General features: G+C 55.7%; 10 protein-coding genes and 1 tRNA gene. 3 read left to right on the top strand and 8 right to left on the bottom strand.

The window, feature by feature from the left end; genetic code table 11:
• Positions 1-60: 60 nt before the first annotated feature.
• The 3 genes from CU041_RS11570 to CU041_RS11580 all read right to left on the bottom strand — a co-directional run bounded on the left by CU041_RS11570 (position 61) and on the right by CU041_RS11580 (position 4,719).
• The gene (locus CU041_RS11570; RefSeq protein WP_101247073.1) at positions 61-747 is read right to left on the bottom strand and encodes a fumarylacetoacetate hydrolase family protein; all 687 of its coding nucleotides are present in this window, start codon (positions 745-747) and stop codon (positions 61-63) included.
• Positions 748-813: 66 nt separating this feature from the next.
• Positions 814-3,561, bottom strand: coding sequence for a cation-transporting P-type ATPase (locus CU041_RS11575; protein WP_101247074.1), 2,748 nt, complete (start codon positions 3,559-3,561; stop codon positions 814-816).
• Between the two features lie 171 nt (positions 3,562-3,732).
• Positions 3,733-4,719, bottom strand: a complete 987-nt coding sequence (locus CU041_RS11580) for a 2-hydroxyacid dehydrogenase (RefSeq protein WP_068518754.1) — start codon at positions 4,717-4,719, stop codon at positions 3,733-3,735.
• 200 nt (positions 4,720-4,919) lie between these two features.
• On the opposite strand from CU041_RS11580, the gene CU041_RS11585 reads away from it, so the two are divergent.
• On the top strand, positions 4,920-5,435 hold the full coding sequence (locus tag CU041_RS11585; protein ID WP_101247075.1) for an SH3 domain-containing protein: 516 nt from the start codon (positions 4,920-4,922) through the stop codon (positions 5,433-5,435).
• Positions 5,436-5,659: 224 nt separating this feature from the next.
• Here the strand turns inward: CU041_RS11585 and CU041_RS11590 are convergent, their stop codons facing one another.
• Entirely contained in the window at positions 5,660-6,706 is a 1,047-nt protein-coding gene (locus CU041_RS11590; protein WP_101247076.1) for a flagellin N-terminal helical domain-containing protein, read from the bottom strand.
• Between the two features lie 260 nt (positions 6,707-6,966).
• Positions 6,967-8,358 carry a class I SAM-dependent RNA methyltransferase gene (locus CU041_RS11595; RefSeq protein WP_101247077.1) on the bottom strand — a complete coding sequence of 464 codons (1,392 nt, stop codon included), beginning with the start codon at positions 8,356-8,358 and terminating at the stop codon, positions 6,967-6,969.
• 390 nt (positions 8,359-8,748) lie between these two features.
• On the opposite strand from CU041_RS11595, the gene CU041_RS11600 reads away from it, so the two are divergent.
• Positions 8,749-11,376: a bifunctional diguanylate cyclase/phosphodiesterase gene (locus CU041_RS11600; protein ID WP_068516910.1), complete on the top strand. Its 2,628-nt coding sequence runs from the start codon at positions 8,749-8,751 to the stop codon at positions 11,374-11,376.
• 127 nt (positions 11,377-11,503) lie between these two features.
• Here CU041_RS11600 and mgtE read toward each other — a convergent pair whose 3' ends face one another.
• From mgtE to CU041_RS11615, 3 genes are all read right to left on the bottom strand, one after another.
• Positions 11,504-12,907: a magnesium transporter gene (gene mgtE / locus CU041_RS11605; RefSeq protein WP_101247078.1), complete on the bottom strand. Its 1,404-nt coding sequence runs from the start codon at positions 12,905-12,907 to the stop codon at positions 11,504-11,506.
• 202 nt (positions 12,908-13,109) lie between these two features.
• The gene (locus CU041_RS11610; protein WP_068516912.1) at positions 13,110-15,401 is read right to left on the bottom strand and encodes an NADP-dependent malic enzyme; all 2,292 of its coding nucleotides are present in this window, start codon (positions 15,399-15,401) and stop codon (positions 13,110-13,112) included.
• Positions 15,402-15,744: 343 nt separating this feature from the next.
• Positions 15,745-15,831: transfer RNA gene (locus CU041_RS11615), tRNA-Leu, on the bottom strand.
• A gap of 117 nt (positions 15,832-15,948) precedes the next feature.
• On the opposite strand from CU041_RS11615, the gene lipB reads away from it, so the two are divergent.
• A complete protein-coding gene (lipB, locus tag CU041_RS11620; RefSeq protein ID WP_101247079.1) occupies positions 15,949-16,611 on the top strand; it encodes a lipoyl(octanoyl) transferase LipB in 663 nt (220 codons plus the stop codon).
• Positions 16,612-16,617 lie beyond the last annotated feature (6 nt).

The following is a 16,617-nucleotide window of genomic DNA, read 5'->3' on the forward strand; positions in this document are numbered from 1 at the left end:
GTCTTGTTGGGGAAAGGCCCCTGCCCCACAACCCCGGAAAGTCTATAGAAACCAAAAGGCTTATTTCAGCGTTACCGACAGTTCCGCAACATCGGCAATCACCAGATCCATACGGTCACCGCGCACAACCTGACCGACACCTTCGGGCGTACCGGTGAACAGAAGGTCACCCGGCTTCAATTCGATCAGTGTGGACAAATGCACCAGCGCATCGACAACCGGCCAGATCATTTTCGCAGTGGTGTCATTCTGGCGCACATCACCATTGACCGAAAGTTTCAGATTGGTGGCATGCGGGTTACCGGCATCGGCTTTCGGCTTGATCGCCGAAATCGCCGCACAACCGTCAAAGGATTTTGCCATATCCCACGGCAAACGGCGTTCCTTGAGGCCGGCCTGAACATCGCGGCGTGTCATATCAAGTCCAGCCGCATATCCGAAAATCGCATCTTCGACCGCCGCACGGTCAAGATCCTTGCCCCCCTTGGACAGGGCAACCACCAGTTCGCCTTCGTAATGCAGATCATCGGTTGCCGACGGATAGGGCAAATCACCATCGCCAACCACCAGGCAATCGGCCGGTTTCATGAAAACACATGGCGGGGTATCGGACGGGTCCGATCCCATTTCACGCACATGTTCGGCATAGTTCTTACCGATACAGAAAATGCGGTTCACAGGAAAAACCTGATCCGAACCGGTAACCGGAACCGTTGTATGCTGAGCTGGTTCAAAGACGCTGCGCATTCGAAATCATCCTCAAAAAATCATGTTTGAGATAGTGATAGTCGCTCTGCGTCTAAAAGAAAATGGTCACGTTTTGGCAATTCGATCCGTAACAACACGGATCACCAGTTTTTCCAGTTCGAGAATGACAAACAGCCCGATCCCGGCCCCAATGATCCCGATGCCCGCAACAATGCTGATCGGTCGGGTTTCAAACAGGAAATGCATCACCGGCACATAGGTAAAGATCAGTTGCAGGACAAAGACCGACGATATGGCAATCAAAACCGGTCGCGTCCCGACCATGCCGCGCAAGGTCAAGGATGTACCACCGAGATAACGCACACTGAAAAGATAGAAGACCTCCATCGCGACCAGAACGTTGACCGCAACCGTACGCGCAGTTTCAACAGATGCCCCTTGCATAAGTGCCAGTTCGAACGATCCGAAAATACCCGCCATGAATAACAGCGACACAAACACAATACGCCAGACCAGAAAGCCCGACAAAACCGGTTCGGCAACATTGCGCGGTTTGCGTGCCATCAGGTCGGGTTCGGCCTTTTCAAAGGCCAGCGACAATGCCAATCCGATTGAACTGACCATATTGACCCAAAGAATTTGTAACGGCGAAATCGGCAAAACGACGCCCATCATCAGCGCAACCAGCACACCAAGCGTTTCCCCGCCATTGATCGGCAACAGGAACGTGATCGATTTTTTCAGGTTGTCGTAAACCGTGCGTCCTTCGCGTACTGCATTGACGATAGAGGCAAAATTATCATCGACCAGCACCATTTCGGCGGCTTCCTTTGCGGCCTCGGTGCCGGATATGCCCATCGCGATGCCGACATCGGACCGTTTGAGTGCCGGGGCATCATTGACGCCATCCCCGGTCATCGCCACCACCCGTCCTGCAGCCTGCAACGCCATGACCAGTTGCAATTTGTTTTCCGGGCTGGTGCGGGCAAAGATGTCGGTGGTTTCGATGGCCTGTTGAAGATCGGCCTGGTTCATCGCATCAATTTCGGGTCCGGTCAGGTAGCGTTCGGTATTTTCAAGACCCAGCTGTGCCCCGATCGCCTGTGCGGTAATGCCGTGATCGCCGGTAATCATTTTGACGCGAATCCCGGCCTGCCGACAATTTGCCACCGCGCTGATTGCTTCGGGGCGTGGCGGATCAACAAGCCCCAGCAACCCGATCATCACAAGCCCGTTTTCCACATCATCAAATGTCAGTTCCTGATGGCTTGCTGGCATTTCGCGAATGGCAACCGCAAGAACACGCATGCCCTGTGCGGCAAGTCCGGCGATCCCGGCTGTCCATTTTTCCCGATCAATTTCATGATCCTGGCCATCACTGTTGCGTTGATGGCTTGCCATGGCAACCAGACGATCCGGCGCACCTTTGACAACAATCAGTTTATGCCCCGCATGATCATGATGAAGGGTCGCCATGTATTTGTAGCTGGAATCAAATGGCAGAACATCAAGACGCGGAACCGTTTCATCAAGCCGGTCATGATCAAACCCCGCCTTCATCGCCAGAACCAGAAGCGCACCTTCCATCGGATCGCCAAGGACGTTCCACGCATCGTCCTTGCGCACCAGTTTGGCATCGTTGCACAACATGGCCGCGCGGGTCAGAAGCGCCAAGCCCGGAATGTCATCGGCATCCTGTTCGACCCCACTGGCAACAAAGCCGCCATGCGGGTCATAACCGATCCCGGAAACATCCACATTGCAATCAGGCATCCAGACCGATTGCACCGTCATTTCATTGCGCGTCAGCGTCCCGGTCTTGTCCGAACAGATTACCGATACTGCGCCCAGGGTTTCCACCGCCGGCAATCGCCGGATAATGGCGTGCTGGCCGGCCATGCGCTGAACACCGATCGCCATCGCGATGGTCAGAATGGCGGGCAAACCTTCGGGAATGCCCGCCACGGTCAAACTGACAACCGCGACAAAGGTGGCGTCGATGCTCATGCCCTGCACCACAACGCCAAAGGCAAATACCATCACCGCAACCAGCAAAATGATGCCGGTCAGGATCTTGGCGAACTGGCTCATTTGTCGCAGAAGCGGCGTGGTCAGGGCCGCAACATCGCCCAGAAGACGGTTGATCTTGCCGATTTCTGTCTGGAAGCCGGTTGCCACCACCAGCCCCTGGGCCTGACCGGTGGTAACCAGTGTTCCGGCATAGGCCATCGATTTGCGATCACCAAGGGCTGCTTCCCGCGCCACCGGATCGGCATTTTTGGTAACCACCAGGGATTCCCCCGTCAGGGCAGATTCAAGCACCCCGAAATTCTTGACCATGAAAAGGCGAATATCCGCCGGGATGCGGTCCCCTGCTTCGAGGCGCACAACGTCCCCCGGGACGAGTTCGGTGGTCGGAATTGTCTTGCGCTGACCATCGCGCAGCACCGATGCGCTTGGCGAAAGCATGTTCTTGATGGCGCGCAGCGTTTCTTCGGCCTTGCCTTCCTGAATGAAGCCGATGGTCGCATTCAAAAAGCACACCGCCAGAATAACCACTGTATCGATCCAGTGTGCCATCATCGCGGTTACCGATGACGCAATCAGCAATACATAGATCAAAAGATTGTTGAATTGCCTGGCAAAACGTACGAGCGCGCTTTTGGGTTTGGCCGTCGGCAGGCTGTTTGGGCCATATTGGCGTTGGCGGGCAATAACGGTGTCATGGGAAAGTCCGGTGCGATCGCATTCAAGCTGATCACAGACCGCATCGATGGCAAGACCATGCCAGGCAGCGGGTGCTGTTTTGTCCTGCGAAGACTGACCGTTGTTGGAACCATTGCGTGACGCCATCAAAGCACCTGCTGCCGAATTCGAACCCGGCAGCAATCATAACCATGCTGCACCGCAGCGCAATTACAGACTGTGATCATGCACGCAATTGGCAACGTCACCACACATTTCAGATGTGGTGACGTGCCGAAATTTGTTGGTCGGATTTTGAAAAACCGGACTGTAACCGGGTCACAGAAGGCCTTCGATCACCCGGTCTGGCGGTGTGTGACCATCAACAAAGGTCTTGATATTGATCAGAACCTTTTCGCCCATATCAACACGGCCTTCGATGGTCGCCGAGCCCATATGCGGCAACAGAACCGCATTTTGCAGTTCCAGCAATTTGGGATTAACCGCCGGTTCGTGTTCGAACACATCAAGACCGGCACCGGCGATCTCGCCATCGGCCAGCATCCGCGTCAGGGCCGGTTCATCAACGATTTCCCCGCGTGCCGTGTTGACCAGAATTGCGTGCGGCTGCATCAGTTTAAGACGGCGCGCCGACAACAGATGATAGGTTGCTGGCGTATGCGGGCAGTTGACCGAAACGATATCGACATGTGCCAACATCTGATCGAGGCTTTCCCAATAGGTCGCATCAAGTTCGTCTTCGATCTCGGGATGAACACGCCGACGGTTATGGTAATGCACAGACAGACCAAACCCCTTGGCACGGCGCGCCAGGGCACGGCCAATACGGCCCATGCCGACAATCCCCAGACGCTTGCCCCAGATACGATGCCCCAGCATCAGTGTCGGGCCCCATCCGGCCCATTCGCCTTTGCGGATAAGACGCTCGCCCTCGGCAAGGCGGCGCGAAACCGACAGGATCAGCGCCATGGTCATGTCAGCGGTGTCTTCGGTCAGGACATCGGGGGTATTGGTAACCGTAATCCCGCGCGACCGCGCTGTTTGCAGGTCCACATGATCAACACCGGTCCCGAAATTGGCAATCAGTCTAAGGTTCGGCCCCGCATGGGCAAGCACGGCCGCATCGATCTTGTCCGTCACGGTCGGCACCAGAACATCGGCCTCTTTGACGGCATCAATGAGTTCCTGTTTGCTCATTGCGGCGTCATCAATATTCAGACGCGCATCGAACAATTCCATCATGCGGGTTTCAATCGCTTCCGGCAGTTTCCGGGTCACGACGACAAGCGGTTTTTTCTTGGTCATCTGCCGATCCTATGCGGTCTTTTAACTCTTTTTCTGACAAAATGTGGCATGACGCGCTTTTGTGCCCTGCCGCATTGCAGTGATGCCACGCTAAAAGGTACAAAAGCAAGGATTTTGACGCAGTTTTTGTAATTTTATTACACAAAGAAGAGTTCTGGCAGGACGCTGTCAGAGAAAATAAACGAAGGAATACCAACACGATGCCGCAGATTTTGCGCAAATTTCTGTATCGCTTCATGGCTTTGGCGATTTTGGGCAGCCTGACCACCCCGCTCGTGGCCAGCGCACAAGAATCCGGCTTGCCCATTCCGCGATTTGTCGCACTGCGGTCAGACAAGGTATTTCTGCGTTCGGGCCCGGGTTTGCGATACCCGAAGGTCTGGATCTATCACCGCCGCAACATGCCGATGGAAGTCGTTTCGGAATTTGATACATGGCGCAAGGTCCGCGACTGGGAAGGCAGCGAAGGCTGGGTTCATCAAAGTCTTTTGGTCGGGTCGCGTCATGTCATCGTAACCGATGACAGCATCACGCTTTATTCCGCAGCAGATGAAAACGCTCGGAAAATCGCCATGGTTTCGGCCAGTGTCATCGGACGCATCGAAGATTGCCCCGCCAACATGAACTGGTGTCAGCTGCGCTTTGGCGATTTTGAAGGCTGGGCCCCCCGTCACGGGTTCTGGGGCGTCTATGAGGATGAAACCGTCGAAGGCTAGGCTCCACGCCCCGTCCATTTCCAAAGCACGTGCCGCTCAATCACCTTCGCAGCCCGGGATGCGCGTGTCATCGCAATTGACCGACTGATTGTAATCACCTGAATACGACCCAATGATTGAGGGCAATTAAGGGTGAAGACTTCCAGTGTCGTCATTGCCCCGTACCCAAAAAGCTCACTGGTTCAGGGCAATAACCCCGCCATAGCCCGGTGCGGCATCAGGCATCAGGCATCAACAGACACCCGGCTTGGGCGCTGTGTATTGCCGCCGCCGCCGCTTGAGGTCGCCTGACCACCACTGTCATAGCCGCCAAAGACCGGTGTGCTGGTGGTGCGTGTGCCTGTGGGGCTGTTTGGTGTCGTGCCGCCAAATCCGGTTTCAAAGCCGGTGTCATCATCAGCATTCGGATCGAAGGCCGCCGTGTCATTCTGTTCAAGGAACGGATCAGGTTGCGGTTCCGGCAGGGCAAAGCCACCGACCGTCACGGTCTGGTTGGCAAGCTGACTGGCGATATCCCCCAGATAGGCCTGAAGGTTTTCAGAAATTCTGGCCTGCACATCGTCAGCCGCCGAAGCATCATTTGCCGCCAGCTGCGCCTGGACAATGTTGTCACCGGCAACCTGCGAAATACGGTTCTGATCGCGGGCAATCGATATGCTGCCGCCATCAGCCGCCAGCGAGATTTCACGATCACGAAGGGCTTGTTGTGCCTCGTCAATGCGGGTGCGTGCATCGGTGACGCCCGCCACATCCGACAGGTCAATCGATGACAGCCCCGCTGCCAGATCATCGGCCGATGACGCATACAGATCGACATTGATCCGGTTGTCCGACGAGGTTCCCGATCCGGCCTGAACGGTGATGGTCTGGTCTTCGGCCAAAAGATTGCGACCGTCATAGCTGCTGTTTGCCGCGATATCGTCGATTGAGGTCAGATAATCTTCGATCTGGGCGTTAAGCTGGGCGCGTTGTTGTCGTGAAAGGGTCGGGTTTTCTTCGGCGGTTTTGATCAGCGCATCTATTTCATCAAGCGCATCGCCGATCCGTGACAGATCATTTGCAGCTTGCGAGACCAGATCGCTGGCACTGCCAAGTGTGCCACGCAGCTTTTCAGATGTGTAATTTGCGCCGCGCACCGCATCGGTATTGCGCCCGGCGGATCCGGCATTGGTGGCAGACTGGTTCGCATCGCCCGCAATCAACCTGTTCTGCGGTGCGATTGCACGCGCAGTATTGGTATAGATCGTAAGCTGGCTGGCCAGTGGTTCCATCGCTTTTCCGCACAAACAAGCCGGCGAGGCAACTACATGCTGCGCGGACAAAGAATTTGAAATGCTTTCAAACTTTTGCCCGCCTGACCTTCCTGGTGTCCGGCGGAAATACCAGCCATTAGTATAGATTATTCGGCGTTAAACATTAAGCGCAAATGCACAATCAGCGCGCGATATCGGGATTTCCGGCCTGATCGACCCGCATCAATGGTGATGCCGGGCCCAAACGGACGGTTAATCGGGACCGAATCGATCCCTGATCAAGCCGCCTTTGTGCGTCGCAATACCGCAAACAATTCAAGATGCGATGACCACAGGAACTGATCGACCGGGACAATTTTCTGGATTTCATAACCGCCATTGCGCAGAACCCGCATGTCACGGGTGAATGTCGCCGGATTGCACGATACGGCCAAAACCCATTCCGGGCCACCAATCGCCAGTTCCTCGCACTGGGCAAGCGCCCCGGCGCGCGGCGGGTCAAACACTACCAGATCAAATCCCGCCAATTCAGTCGCAGTCAGGGGCTGTCGGAAAAGATCCCGTTTGACGACCTTGATCGGGCTTCCTGATTGTCCGACCGCATATTGCAGCAATTCAACCGCACGCGGATCGCTTTCAACCGCGGTGACCGAACGCCGTTTCCCGGAAAGGGCCAAGGCAAAGGTGAAACTTCCAACTCCGCAAAACAGATCGGCCACCTGTTTGGGGGCAATATCGGCCAGTGCGGCCTTAAGAGCCGTGACGAGTGACTGTTCACCTTCGCGGGTGGCCTGCAAAAAACCGCCCGGGGCGATCGGAACATCGACATTTTCAAAACCGACCGTTGGCGTATGACGGGCCGCAACCGGTTCATCGGGGCGATCACCGACCTTCCAGCTCAGGCGGGCAATATTCAGACTGTCTGCAAATTCCGCCAGGTCCTGACGCATATCAAGATCAGGATCGGCTGTCGCATGGATCAGAACATCAAGCCCGTTATCGGCATGCGTGACAAAAACTTCCTTGATGTCGCGCGCCTGGTCGGGCGGACAGGAGGACAGAAACGTCACGAATGCTTCGCGAAATGCCATCAGTTCAGGGCGCAAAACCACGCAATCCGGAACATTGAGAACAGTATGGCTGAACCGGCCATGGAACCCGACAAACACGCCAGCCGCCCCGACATGCACCGAAAAACCGGCCCGTCGGCGGCTTGCCGGCGGGGAGATTTCAACATCAGCAATCAGGTTATCGGCATCTTCAGGGTCAATCCCGGCCCGCAAAACAGCCGTTCTGGCCTTGTCATGTTTCCAGGCGCGGTAATCATCATCATTCATATGCTGAAGCGCGCAGCCACCGCATTCCTTGAAATGCGAACAGCGCGGCGGATTGAATGCGAGGCTTCTTTTCAGTTCCTCGATGACTTCGGCGCCATAGCCATCACCGCGCTTCTGACGCAGGGCAACACGCACCTCGTCCCCGGGCAAAACGCAATCGACATAGACCAGCACGGACTTGCCGTCCGGCGCCTGGACATGGGCAATACCATCACCACGCGCCCCAACCTGTTCGATTGTGACGGGCGCTTCAAAACCAATCAACGGATCGCGCCGCGACGGCTGACGCTTGCGTCCCCCGCGGGCCCGGGGATTGCGATGATGATGTTTCATAAATTCTCTCTCGGGGGTGATCTTTGTCACGCTTTGCCTGACAGATCGACGCCACTGTCAGATGCCCGCCTGAGATACACCAGTTGACGCACCGCGAACAGGGGCGATCAAAGATTTATCTCCCGATCATGTCGCGCAATCGCCATACAGGCCGGGCCAGCATTACCATGACGCGAAAATTTATCCGCAAATGAACGCGACCAAACCCTTAAAATCGTGTAAGAATAACACCATAAAACATACAGGGAACTGTTAATCGGCCGCGTGACACGACACCATTTGTGCGACATCATGGGTTTGATGATCAGCGCAAATGGCGCGACGGAAACGTTTTCTGCGCGTATTGACGGGTCGGGGGGACCCGTTTGGCGGGTCACGTATGGGGGAGATATGGAAGAAGAAAACAAGCAAGCCGACGAAAACACATCCACGCAAACGACCCGTTTGAAAAAGCGGGCCTTGGTGGCTGGTTTTCTGACGGCTCTTTTCTTTGCCTCAGTGACATTCTTTTTCTGGCAGACGTTTGAAAACAACCGCCGGACCATTTTGCTGTCTGCGGCCCAGATCACCGCCAATGCTGTTGCCCAGCAGGTCAATCAGATCGTCACCAGCAATCTGGCTGTGCTGGAAAGTTTTGCCGATAACTGGCAGGACGGCGCACCGGAAGACGAACGCGCATATCTGTCGATTGCAACGCCGTTACAAAGCCGCTTCCCCGCACTTCAGGCCATCAACTGGATTTCGCCCAACTACATCATTCTGTATGTCGCCCCGATCAAGGGCAATGTGCCCGCGATCGGTGCCGACCTTAAACGTCATCCGGTTGCCGGTCCCGTGCTTGATATCGCACTTGATCAACGCCGCACCCAGATCACCCCGACACTTGAACTTCTTCAGGGCGGCCGCGGTTTTGCTGCCTATAGCCCGGTCCTCGGGCGGGATGGGGAAATTATCGGCGTGATTAACGGTGCGTTTCGCATCCGGTCCATGCTGGCAGCAGTGATCAATACCGAACAGGTCGAAGATTACACCGTTCGCGTCCGCGAAGGTGACACCGTCCTGTTTGAAATCCGCGGCGAAGGCGACAATGAATTGTTGCAGCGAACCGTACCGGTCGAAATCGTCGGACGCCAATGGCTGGTTGATGTGATTGCCGATCCGAAACTGGCAACACAAAGCACCATCAATCCTGAACTGATTCTTGTGTTCGGCGGAACGGCGACCGTCATATTCACCGTTCTGATCTTCATGCTTTGCAACCGGCAAAGACCGGCGGGCCGCCGGACGATGCATCACATCAATGCCGGTGATGACATCAATGATCTGGCGCTGTCGATTACCAAGCTTGATGGTCACCTGAAATCGATGTCCCCCGAAACGGCCGAATTCTTTGACCTGCGCGAAGAAGATTACGGCTTTATCCGGTTTTACAATCTGGCCCCCGAATTCCAGTCGGACGGCACCGCATCGCGCCGGTCACAGGAAAAGATGCTGCTTGCAATCAATCGCGGTGACGAAGAATTGCGCCGTGAATGGATTGTGCGCAGCGCCGAGGGCGTTCATGTCGTCTGCAATCTGTCGATGAAACCATCGACGACCAATGCCGATTGCGTCGATATCACCCTGCATCACAATCCGGCTGCCAATGCATCGGTCAATCGTTTGCGGTATCTGGCAACCCATGATCCGCTGACCGGATTGCCAAACCACGCATTGTTTGAAGACCGCCTTAATCAGGCGGTCGCGCATGCCAAACGCTATGAAAAGCTGTTGTCGGTTCTGGTGGTCGATATCGACAATTTCCGCGCGATCAATGATCGATTTGGTGCAGATATCGGGGATGAAACCCTTCGGACCATTTCCGGACGTCTGCGCGCGACCGTGCGCGAAAAGGATACCTGTGCGCGGTTTTCTGGCGACATGTTTGCGATCATCGCAACCGACCTGTCAGAAGCCGAGGGTGCCGCACTGGTCGCCGAACGTGTCGTCGAAGCCATGTCGCAACCCATTCAGACGGCAACCGGCGATGAAATCCGCCTGCATGTCAGTGTCGGTGTTGCCCTGTATCCCAATGACGCGCGTGCGCCGTCGCAATTGCTGGCCAATGCCGATGCGGCAATGTATCGCGCGCAAAAATCGGCAGAATCGTCTTATTGCTTCTTTGTTGAAACAATGAACAACGTCATGCATGCGCGCCTGTCGATGGAAACGCAGTTGCGCCGTGCGGTGGATGAAAAACGCTTTGTGCTGGAATATCAGCCGCGCTACCGGACATCGGATCGCAGCCTGACCGGGTTCGAAGCGTTGCTGCGCTGGATCGATGACAGTGGCAAACGCCGCCTGCCGCCTGACTTCATCGCGGTTGCCGATCGCACCGGATTGCTGTCCCCGCTTGGTCAATGGATCATTGAAACCGTGTGCAAGCAACTGTCCGACTGGCGGGCACAGGGATATGTCCCGGTTCCGATTGCGCTGAACGTTTCAAGCCGCCAGTTCATTCAGGCCGATCTGATCAAGAACATCATGGATCTGACCACAGAACATGAAATTGATGCGGCCATGATCGAGATCGAGGTATCCGAAGACATCGCCATGCGCGAACCCGAACGGGCACTTGGTCAGTTCTATCGCTTTGCCGAGGCGGGCATTGGCCTGACACTTGATCATTTTGCGGCCGGCAACACGTCCTTGCGCTATCTGAAACGCTTCCCGGTACAGCGTATCAAGCTGTCAAAATCGCTGTTTAATCTTTCACTCGATGAACAGCCCGAAAACAGCATTTTGCAGCCGGCAATCCGCCTGTGCAAAAGCCTGAACCGCAAAGTCGTTGCCGTGGGTGTTGAGACCGAAGAACAGCTGGCTGTCCTGCAAGCCGCCGATTGCGATGAAATGCAGGGCTTCCTGCTTTCGGCCCCGCTTGATGCGCAGGACACGACCGAACTCCTGACCCGTCAGAAAAGCTCGACGCGGGCTCAACCCAAATCAAAACCCAAACAGGATGAACAGTCCGGCAAGTAAAACTGTGCTGGCTGCTGGGCCTGTTGCGGTTCCTGTCACCCGAAATGCCATACTGCCATGACGAAATGACAAAAGCCCCGCTCGGACTGAGGCGGGGCTTTTTATTTATGCTGTGCGATGTCCGGTCCTAAAGCAGGAATGCCGCGGCCAGTCCCAGAAAGGCAAAGAAGCCGACCACATCGGTAATCGTCGTCAGGAACACCGATGACGATACCGCCGGGTCAATGCCTGCGCGCTCAAGCCCAAGCGGGATCAGAGCACCGAACAATCCGGCAAACAGCAAATTGACAATCATTGCCACACCGATGACAGCGCCAAGCATGACATCACCAAACCAGAACCATGTCACCGCCCCCGAAAGCACGGCAAAGGCAAGGCCGTTCAGCCCGCACACAGCCACTTCCTTGCGGATGACGCGCCAGGCGTTGGTGCTGGTCAGTTCACGGGTGGCAATCGCACGCACCGCAACGGTCAGGGTCTGGGTGCCGGCATTGCCGCCCATCGATGCAACAATCGGCATCAGAACGGCAAGTGCCACCAGCTGCTGAATCGTTCCTTCGAACATCCCGATCACAAGCGACGCCATGATCGCGGTGCCCAGATTGACCAGAAGCCAGGTAAAGCGCGACCGCGTGGTATCAAGGATGGCACTGGAAAGGTCATCCTCCTCGCCAACACCGGCAAGACGCATCATGTCTTCTTCATATTCCTCATCGATAACGTCAACGACGTCATCGACCGTGATCACACCGACCAGACGGCCGCTGTCATCAACCACCGGGGCGGAAATAAGGTCGCGCTGACGGAACAGATGGGCGACGTTTTCCTGTTCCTCGGTGACCAGAACCGTACGCATTTCTTCTGATTCCATGACATCGCGCACCAGAACCGGGCGATTGGTGCGGATCACACGTGACAGCGGCACGATCCCGACCGGGCTATAGCGCGGATCGACGACAATGATGTCATAGAAATCATCCGGAAGGCTTTTGGCCGAACGCAGGAAATCGATCGTCTGGCCGACCGACCAGTAATCCGGGATCGCCACCAGCTCGCGCTGCATGATACGGCCGGCGGTATATTCCGGATAGGACAGCGCTTCTTCAACACGCGCACGTTCGATATCGGACAGCGCGCCCAGAAGTTCGCGCTGCTCGTCCTCGTCGAAATCCTCGATGACCTCGACGACGTCATCGGAATCCAGTTCGGTAATGGCCTCGGCCACCACATCGGTACCAAGCAGATTGATGACTTCTTCGCGAAGTTCGTCATCAAGCTCGGTCAGGAATTCCGGATCAAAATCGGGACGGATCAGTTCGACAAGCTGCGCACGCTGGTTTGAACTTGCCCAGCCAAGCAAGTCGGCAATATCGGCAAAGTGAAGTTCCGAAAGCAGTTCGGAAGCGGTGTTGCTGTCATCTTCACCAAGCGCGTCGAAAATTTCGCGCGCATATTCAGGTGTCAGATCGACATATTCATCGCCAGTCGACGTTTCCGCCGGACGGTCCAGTTCTTCAACCTGACCTGTCATCTGCCCCTCCCTGAATGATGTGCTGCTTTTTGCGTCCCGCACCAGATTTCGACTGCGCCAAGAAAACGCCGCGCCGGGAAGTTGATAATCAAAATCCCGACACGGCTGTTTTTGCGCTATCACATGGCCCCGGTCAAGGGCGCCGATAGAAGATTAAAGTCTGAACCCCGCCGAATAATTCAAGTGGGGTTCAGGCTATTTTTTATTGGCCTTCCTGGCTGCGCGTCACCGCGTCAACAACGGCAATCGCCGTCATGTTGACAATACCGCGTACCGTGATGGACGGGCTGACGACGTGTGCAGATTTTGCCGCACCCACCAGAATCGGACCAACCGGCAAACCGTCGCCCAGCATCTTGACGAGATTGTACGAGATGTTGGCGGCATCAAGGGTCGGCATCACCAGAAGGTTTGCAGAACCCTTAAGCATCGAATGCGGGAAGATACGATCACGGATCGGCTGCGAAATTGCGGCATCGGCATGCATTTCACCTTCGACCTCAAGATCGGGGGCCTGGGTGCGGATCAGCTGCAACGCATCACGCATTTTGCAGGCCGACTTGTTTTCGTGGCTGCCAAAGTTGGAATGCGAAATCAGCGCGGCTTTTGGCGTGATGCCAAACCGCTTGACCACATCGGCGGCCATGATCGTGGTTTCGGCCACATGTTCCGGGGTCGGATCCACCGACACATAGGTATCGGTCAGGAAGAATGTCCCCTGTTTCATGATCATCATGTTGACGGTCGAGAAATCGGTGACACCTTTGCGCAGGCCGACAAGGTTGCGGACATAGCGCAGATGACGCAGGAAACCGCCCTGACAGCCGCACAGCATCGCATCGACTTCGCCACGACGCAGCATCAGGGCCGCAATCACGGTTGGACGGGTACGCACGATGGAACGGGCATATTCCGGGTTGATCCCGCGACGGCCCATGATGTTGTGGAAGTCCTGCCAATCCTGTTCGAAATGCGGATTGTCATCGGGATCGTGAATTTCGATCTGCTCGTCAGGAACAAGACGCAGGCCAAGCTCGGCAATCCGGTCAAGGATCACTTCACGACGGCCAATCACCACCGGATGGCACACACCGTCATCGACCAGAACCTGACAGGCCTGAAGCACACGGCGCGATTCGCCTTCGGGATAGACAACGCGTTTCTTGTGCGCACGCGCCATGTCAAAGACCGGCTTCATCACCAGACCGGACCGGAAGACAAAGCCTTCAAGCTGCTGACGGTAATGATCGAAATCCTCGATCGGGCGTTTGGCAACACCGCTATCCATCGCGGCCTTGGCAACGCGTGGCGGAATTTCAAGCATCAGGCGCGGGTCAAACGGCTTGGGAATAAGGTATTCCGGACCGAATTTAAGCTCCTCCCCGCCATAGGCGGTCGCCACCACGTCCGATACTTCGGCGGTTGCCAGATCGGCAATTGCCTCGACCGCGGCGATCTTCATTTCCTCGTTGATCTCGGTCGCGCCGACATCAAGGGCACCTCGGAACAGGAACGGGAAGCAAAGAACGTTGTTCACCTGGTTCGGATAATCTGTACGCCCGGTTGCCATAACGGCATCGGGGCGGATTTCCTTGACCAGTTCCGGCGATACTTCTGGGGTCGGGTTGGCCAGCGCCATGATGATCGGGCGTTCGCCCATCTTGCGCAGCTCGTCCTCGCCCATGACATTTGGCGCAGACAGGCCAAGGAAGATATCGGCACCTTCGACCACATCGCTCAGGGTGCGGGCGTTGGTTTCAATGGCATATTCCGCTTTCCACGGATCCATTTCTTCCTGACGGCCCTTATAGACCACACCAAACCGGTCGGTGACCGTGATGTTTTCCTTGGGCAGGCCCATCGACACCAGAAGGTTCAAACATGCCAGTGCCGCGGCACCGGCACCCGATGCCACCAGACGGACCTTGTTGATATCCTTGCCGGTCACACGCAGACCGTTCAGGACGGCCGCGGCCACACAGATTGCCGTGCCGTGCTGGTCATCATGGAAGATCGGAATGTTGCAACGTTCGCGCAATGCCTTTTCAATGATAAAGCATTCCGGTGCCTTAATGTCTTCGAGGTTAACACCCCCAAAGGTCGGCTCCAGCGCTGCGACAATATCGATAAATTTCTGCGGGTCGGTTTCGGCGACTTCAAGGTCGAAGACATCGATATTGGCGAACTTCTTGAACAGAACCGCCTTGCCTTCCATCACCGGCTTGGATGCCAGCGGGCCGATCGGACCAAGACCAAGCACAGCCGTACCGTTGGAAATCACACCAACCAGATTACCACGTGCGGTAAATTCCGCCGCAGTGTCGGGGTTTTTGACGATTTCCTCACATGCGAACGCAACGCCCGGCGAATAGGCCAGCGCAAGGTCACGTTGGTTGGCAAGTGTGGTGGTTGCCGTTACGGACAATTTCCCCGGGGTGGGATACCGGTGATAGTCCAAAGCTGCTTCGCGCAGCTTGTCATTTCTATTTGCCATTATAATACCTTTTAATTTCAGGTATTTACATTAATTAACCACGAAATGGTTAAATCCTGATAATTCACTCTAGCGGGACGCCCAGACTAAAGCAGTTTTCCCTGCGATAGAAGCACTCAGTGTAACGCACGGCCAATGGGCTGCATTGCATAATTCTCAACGCGGCACTGCACAATAAATCAATCAGTTGTATCGCAACTGCGTTGATTACCGGACATCGCCCGACACCGCCTGACCGGAACATTGTAGGACATATATGGGGAAGGTCCAGAAACGAAAAAACCCGCCATTTCTGGCGGGCTCTTTTTCGTGGCTTTCCCGGTTGCCCGGGTGGGCCAGATAATGGTGCGGTCGAGAAGACTCGAACTTCCACGGTATTTCTACCACAGCGACCTCAACGCTGCGCGTCTACCAATTCCGCCACGACCGCATATTGTCTGCAGCAAGTCCCGTGAGGTTTCGAAGTGGGCTTGCCTTGGCGCGGAAAGGGAGATAGCAAATTGGTTACCCCTGATCAAGGGATCTTTTCACTTATTTGACAGGAAAAATGCAAAGCATCGCCCCAACCGCGCAAATCCTAGAGTGGCGCACCACCTCCGAGTTGGTTTCCTACCCCGAAGCCCTTGCCGAAATGGAAGCCCGTGCCGAGGCCATCCATGCCGGCGAAGCCAATGAACTTGTTTGGTTTCTTGAACATCCGCCACTTTATACAGCCGGCACCAGCGCCCATCAGGAAGATTTGGTCGATCCGGATCGTTTTCCTGTCTATGACGCGGGCCGTGGCGGCCAATATACCTATCACGGGCCGGGTCAGCGCACGGTTTACCTGATGCTCGACCTCAAGAATCGTGGTCGTGACGTGCGTGCCTATGTCCATAATCTTGAAGAATGGGTGATTCGCACCCTTGCCCTGCTTGGGGTCAAGGGCGAACGCCGGGACGGCCGTGTCGGCATCTGGGTGGTGCGGGCAGATGGCCGTGAAGACAAGATTGCCGCCATTGGCGTACGTGTGCGCCGCTGGGTGACCTTCCACGGCATTGCCATCAACCTTGCCCCGGATCTTTCGCATTTCGGTGGCATTGTTCCGTGCGGAATTTCCGATCACGGGGTCACAAGCCTTGCCGACCTTGGGGTCGATATTACTATGGGTGAACTTGATCGCCTGTTAAAACAGACCTTTACCGAAGTTTTTCCCGGGCCAGCTGAATGAATGACA

The sequence above is a fragment of the Thalassospira povalilytica genome, assembly GCF_002844235.1.
Taxonomy (GTDB): Bacteria; Pseudomonadota; Alphaproteobacteria; order Rhodospirillales; family Thalassospiraceae; genus Thalassospira; species Thalassospira povalilytica.

Excerpts from the sequence above, each read along its gene's own strand:
- CU041_RS11580 (WP_068518754.1), bottom strand. The coding sequence starts at position 4,719 with ATGACCAAGAAAAAACCGCTTGTCGTCGTGACCCGGAAACTGCCGGAA.
- CU041_RS11570 (WP_101247073.1), bottom strand. The coding sequence starts at position 747 with ATGCGCAGCGTCTTTGAACCAGCTCAGCATACAACGGTTCCGGTTACC.
- CU041_RS11590 (WP_101247076.1), bottom strand. The coding sequence starts at position 6,706 with ATGGAACCACTGGCCAGCCAGCTTACGATCTATACCAATACTGCGCGT.
- CU041_RS11600 (WP_068516910.1), top strand. The coding sequence starts at position 8,749 with ATGGAAGAAGAAAACAAGCAAGCCGACGAAAACACATCCACGCAAACG.
- CU041_RS11585 (WP_101247075.1), top strand. The coding sequence starts at position 4,920 with ATGCCGCAGATTTTGCGCAAATTTCTGTATCGCTTCATGGCTTTGGCG.
- mgtE (WP_101247078.1), bottom strand. The coding sequence starts at position 12,907 with ATGACAGGTCAGGTTGAAGAACTGGACCGTCCGGCGGAAACGTCGACT.
- CU041_RS11610 (WP_068516912.1), bottom strand. The coding sequence starts at position 15,401 with ATGGCAAATAGAAATGACAAGCTGCGCGAAGCAGCTTTGGACTATCAC.
- CU041_RS11575 (WP_101247074.1), bottom strand. The coding sequence starts at position 3,561 with ATGGCGTCACGCAATGGTTCCAACAACGGTCAGTCTTCGCAGGACAAA.
- lipB (WP_101247079.1), top strand. The coding sequence starts at position 15,949 with ATGCAAAGCATCGCCCCAACCGCGCAAATCCTAGAGTGGCGCACCACC.
- CU041_RS11595 (WP_101247077.1), bottom strand. The coding sequence starts at position 8,358 with ATGAAACATCATCATCGCAATCCCCGGGCCCGCGGGGGACGCAAGCGT.